The organism is Hoeflea sp. (assembly GCF_039975035.1).
In the GTDB taxonomy this organism is placed as follows: Bacteria; Pseudomonadota; Alphaproteobacteria; order Rhizobiales; family Rhizobiaceae; genus Hoeflea.
On record NZ_JBDWHW010000161.1, the window covers coordinates 1 to 5,357 of the forward strand.

Consider the following 5,357-nt stretch of genomic DNA (forward strand, 5'->3'; position numbering starts at 1 on the left):
TCATCACTCACGCGGCATGGCTGGATCAGGGTTGCCCCCATTGTCCAATATTCCCCACTGCTGCCTCCCGTAGGAGTCTGGGCCGTGTCTCAGTCCCAGTGTGGCTGATCATCCTCTCAGACCAGCTATGGATCGTCGCCTTGGTAGGCCTTTACCCCACCAACTAGCTAATCCAACGCGGGCTCATCCAACTCCGATAAATCTTTCCCCCGAAGGGCGTATACGGTATTAGCACAAGTTTCCCTGAGTTATTCCGTAGAGTTGGGTAGATTCCCACGCGTTACTCACCCGTCTGCCGCTCACTCCGAAGAGTGCGCTCGACTTGCATGTGTTAAGCCTGCCGCCAGCGTTCGTTCTGAGCCAGGATCAAACTCTCAAGTTGAGTAATTTGATTTTGGCTTTTGATCACGCATCAAATTGACGAGAACTTCACACCTATAATCAATGCCCGAAACCCGAAAGCCTCAGACAAAAATCACAGTGTAACTTCTCTTGAAACGTGACCGCCAAAGTCTGGTATGGCTCCTTCAATCCTCGAAAGGATTTCCGAAACCGCCGACTACCGCCGCCCACGTTTCTCTTTCTTCAATATTCAATTGTCAAAGAACCGATCCCATCTGCATGAAATCGTTGGCTGTCTGCTATAACGCTTCGGCCGGAATAAAGTGCCTCTTGCGAAACACTCTCAGTCAACTCAAGGGCGAACTTCTTGGCGCCAGCGGCGCGCCGCCCTCGTTGTGTGAGCGGTTTATAGGGGCCACCTACCCAAAGAGTCAACAGCCTTTTTTACAAAACTGACATTTTCCGGATATTTGTCGCACTGCACACTGATCACCTCATGCCGAGGAATCGCCTATATAGATTAAAGTGTGGTTTTGGCCCGGTTCTGCCTTATCGACGCCGGATTTTCCGGTAGAAGAAGAGCATGCGCTGGTTTGAAGCGGTGTTCGCGACAATCCAGGGCGTTGATTCGGTCCGAATCGGGCTTCCAGTTTGACTCAGGCCCAACTGCAGGGCACATCTTCAGCACGTTGCCGTGAACAAGGCGACAGTGACCACGAAGCCTCGGAGGAACAATGCCAAACGACGAGTTTCTTGCACGGCAGATGGGCGATCAACCGCCGCTGCTGGCCGGCGGACGCAAACCGCCGGACAAACGCGAGATCTCGCTGCGCTGGCTTTCGGGGACCTTCATGACCGGCATCACATCGAGCCTGTTGATGGGGGTGGCGCTGTTCGGCGCCCTGGAAGGACGCGAGCAACTGGCGATTCCCGCCGAAGCATTGGCCTCGGTCGATATCGACGCCGGCGCGTCGGGGTCAGTGGAGAAAGGTGCTCGGCTGATCCAGTCGGTCGTCACCGCCAAGCCGGTAGACCGGGCCATCATGGAAGTACCGACCATGGTGCGCGATGGCGACCACGATGTGGTCCGGCGTCAACCTTTCGCCCATGTCAAGATCGCGCTCGCCGGAAACCACCCGGCCGCTGCGGCAAAGTCTTATCCACGGTTTGACCCGCTCAAGATATTCTCTGCCGGCGAAGCAGAAGCCGCATCAAGTGTCAGGACCGGCGTCATCTACGGCGCGGACGTCGATTCGGAAATCAGCCTGCGCTCCTACGATTTTCCACTGGATTCATCAACACGCCCGTTTGCTGCGTCCATGACGCTCGATGAAGCCGAGGAAACGGTCCGGACCAACGGATCCGTGCTCACCGACGGATCGGTTCAGCTTGCGTCACTCAATTATGTTGATCCGCGCCGGTTTGTCTCCAACCGAATTGATCTCGATTTCAGCGCCAGCCTGAATGCGCGCGTGATCGCGGAAAATGTCTCGGTGGCATCCTATTCGCCCGTCAGCCAGGAACGCATTGAATATGTCGACGACATCATACCGGTCAAAAAAGCCGCGCCCTTGTCTGACATTCTCGAGGGCTCAGGCTACGGGTCCGAGCAATATGAAGCGGCGGTGAGCGTTCTCGCCCAGCAAATCAAGGTAGACAAGATACCGCATAATTCAGTGATCCGGATTGGCGTCGAACAGACCGGCGACACAGCGCGGATCATTCGCATGAGCGTTTACCAGAATTCGAGCCACATGATCACCGTTGCGCTTTCGGATCACAACGGGTTTGTGATCGGCAATGAACCTCCGCCGACTCCGGCCATCCGAACCGCTTTCGACGAAACCGCGACTCCCGTCGCAACCGCCCGCGACCTGCCGAACATCTATGACGGGATCTACCGGGCGGGACTAACTTACGGCATGTCGACTGAGATGGTGGAGCAGATTATCCGGATGCTCGCCAGCAATGTCGATTTCCAATCACCTTTAAAGCCTACAGACACTCTGGAGGCGTTCTTTTCGGTGACCGACGAAAGCGGCACAGCGACCGATGAGTCCGAGTTGCTGTTCGTCAACGCAAAATTCGGCGGCAACACCATCCGGCTCTACAGGTTCCAGCACCCGGAAGACAATTCCATTGATTATTACGACGAGGAAGGCCGCAGCGCACGCCAATTCCTGCTGCGCAATCCGGTGCCAAACGGCAAGTTCCGTGGCGGTTTCGGCATGCGCCGCCACCCGATTCTGAAATATTCACGGATGCATACCGGCGTTGACTGGTCAGCGCCTCGCGGCACGCCGATCATTGCCGCGGGCAATGGCGTGGTCGAGAAGGCCGGCTGGGGCAATGGATATGGACGGCAAACCATCATCAGGCACGCCAATGGCTATGAATCAAGCTATTCGCACCAGAATTCGATCGCCAAGGGCGTCGTACCCGGCGCTCGCGTCCGCCAGGGTCAGGTCATCGGCGCGGTGGGGTCGACCGGGCTTTCCACCGGTCCGCACCTGCATTATGAACTGATCGTCAATGGCAACAAGGTCGACCCGATGCGGATCCGGCTGCCCGACGGCAAGTCCCTGAAGGACGATGCCTACGCAATGTTCGCCCGCGAGCGAGATCGGATCAATGCGTTGCTAGGCATCGAGTTGACCAACAAGGAAATTGCAAGCCGCTGATACTTTTCGATCCGGCCCGCAAATTCCCATGCATGTCGCGCGAAAATGTGCAGCGGTTTTGCGCAATTTGCGTGCATGAACAAGGAACGGACGCGCATCGCCTGACCCGGTATGAATGCGATGCGCGTTGGGGCTTCGTGCGATTGAAATGACGCATCCCCGGGGGCATTCCCGTGGCTGGCCCACGAAAACGGCGGACCCGGATCGGGCCCGCCGTTGTCTTCATTGCAACAGCTTTAGGCGGCTTCGCCGCGAGCTTCGTTTGCCGAGGCCTGGTCTTCATCTCCGGTAACCGCGAAGACCAGCCTGTCGGAACCGGCGCTCACATTGACATGAGCACCCTCGCCCACCTCGCCCAGCAGGATTTTCTCGGCAAGCGGATCCTGCACATATTTCTGCACAACCCTTTTGAGTGGGCGTGCGCCGTAGGCAGGATCATAGCCCTTGTCGGCAAGCCAGATCCGGGCTTCATCGTCCAGCGTGACTTCAATCTTGCGATCGACCAGCAGCTTGCCCAAACGCTTGAGCTGGATGTCGACGATCGCGCCCATTTCAGACCGGCGCAACCGGTGGAACAGGATGATCTCGTCAATCCGGTTGAGAAACTCCGGCCGGAACGACGACCGCACCACGTTCATCACGTCGTCGCGGGCAGCATCCGCATCCTGATCATCAGTCAGCGCAGCCAGATATTCGGATCCCAGATTTGATGTCATGACGATCAGCGTATTGCGGAAATCGACCGTGCGTCCCTGCCCGTCGGTCAGGCGCCCGTCATCAAGCACCTGCAGAAGCACGTTGAAGACATCGGGATGCGCCTTCTCGATTTCATCAAACAGGATCACCTGATAGGGCCTGCGCCGGACCGCTTCGGTCAACGCGCCGCCTTCATCATAACCGACATAGCCCGGAGGAGCCCCGATCAATCGGGAAACCGAGTGTTTTTCCATGTATTCGGACATGTCCATCCGAATCAGCGCGGTTTCATCGTCGAACAGGAATTCGGCGAGCGCTTTGGTCAGTTCGGTCTTGCCGACGCCGGTTGGCCCGAGGAAGATGAACGACCCCATCGGCCGGTTGGGATCCTGCAGACCCGCGCGCGCGCGCCTCACAGCCTTGGAAACAGCCTGAACCGCTTCGCCCTGGCCGACGACCCGCTTGCCGATTTCATCTTCCATCCTGAGAAGCTTGTCACGCTCGCCTTCGAGCATCCGGTCCACCGGAATTCCGGTCCAGCGCGAGACAATGTGGGCGATATGGTCCGGCGTGACAGTTTCCTCAACCATCCCGGCGGCATCGGCTTCACCATGGGCCTCAGCCTCTGCAAGCTGACGCTCAAGGGCGGGGATTTCAGAATAGGCAAGCTCCCCCGCGCGCTGGTATTCACCACTGCGCTGGGCGATAGCAAGGTCATTGCGGGCTTCCTCGAGCTTCAGCTTGAGATCGGCTGCCAGACCCAGCTTCTGTTTTTCCGATTGCCAGCGCGCCGTCAGTGCACCAGCTTTTTCCTCGATATCGGACAATTCGCGCTCAAGCCGCTCAAGCCGGTCCTTGGAGGCCTGATCGGTTTCCTTCTTCAACGCCTCTCGTTCGATCTTCAATTGCATGATGCGACGGTCGAGTTCATCAAGTTCTTCCGGTTTGGAATCAACCTGCATTCTCAGTCGAGCAGCCGATTCATCGACCAGGTCGATCGCCTTGTCGGGAAGAAAACGGTCGGTGATGTAACGATTGGACAGCACCGCAGCAGACACCAGCGCCGAATCGCTGATCCGAACCTTGTGATGCTGCTCGTATTTTTCCTTGAGCCCGCGCAGGATCGAAATCGTGTCCTCAACAGTGGGTTCTTCCACCATCACCGGCTGGAACCGCCGCGCAAGTGCGGCGTCTTTTTCCACATGCTTGCGATATTCATCAAGCGTGGTTGCCCCTACGCAGTGCAATTCACCGCGCGCCAGGGCCGGCTTGAGAAGGTTGGACGCATCCATCGCCCCGTCAGCCTTGCCCGCGCCGACAAGCGTATGCATTTCGTCGATAAAAAGAATGATGCCGCCATCGTTGGCCTGGATTTCCGACAGGACAGCTTTGAGCCGTTCTTCGAATTCGCCGCGATATTTCGCACCGGCAATCAGCGCGCCCATATCAAGCGCCATAAGCTGCTTGTCCTTGAGCGATTCGGGCACGTCGCCATTGACAATCCTGAGCGCAAGACCTTCCGCAATCGCGGTCTTGCCGACGCCCGGTTCGCCAATCAGCACCGGATTGTTCTTGGTCCGGCGCGACAGCACCTGAATGGTGCGGCGAATTTCATCATCTCGACCGATCACCGGATCG

At 57.5% G+C, this 5,357-nt stretch carries 2 protein-coding genes and 1 rRNA gene; 1 reads left to right on the top strand and 2 read right to left on the bottom strand.

Going from position 1 to position 5,357, the window contains the following annotated elements:
* Positions 1-382 (bottom strand): 16S ribosomal RNA (locus ABJN75_RS14240); the annotation flags it as partial.
* Positions 383-1,076: 694 nt separating this feature from the next.
* Here ABJN75_RS14240 and ABJN75_RS14245 point away from each other — a divergent pair.
* Positions 1,077-3,023 (top strand): M23 family metallopeptidase, encoded by a 1,947-nt coding sequence (locus ABJN75_RS14245; protein WP_348440240.1) that lies wholly within the window; start codon positions 1,077-1,079, stop codon positions 3,021-3,023.
* A gap of 236 nt (positions 3,024-3,259) precedes the next feature.
* On the opposite strand, the gene clpB is transcribed toward ABJN75_RS14245, so the two are convergent.
* The coding region (gene clpB / locus ABJN75_RS14250; RefSeq protein WP_348440241.1) for an ATP-dependent chaperone ClpB at positions 3,260-5,357 on the bottom strand (2,098 nt) is incomplete at its 5' end.

Excerpts from the sequence above, each read along its gene's own strand:
- ABJN75_RS14245 (WP_348440240.1), top strand. The coding sequence starts at position 1,077 with ATGCCAAACGACGAGTTTCTTGCACGGCAGATGGGCGATCAACCGCCG.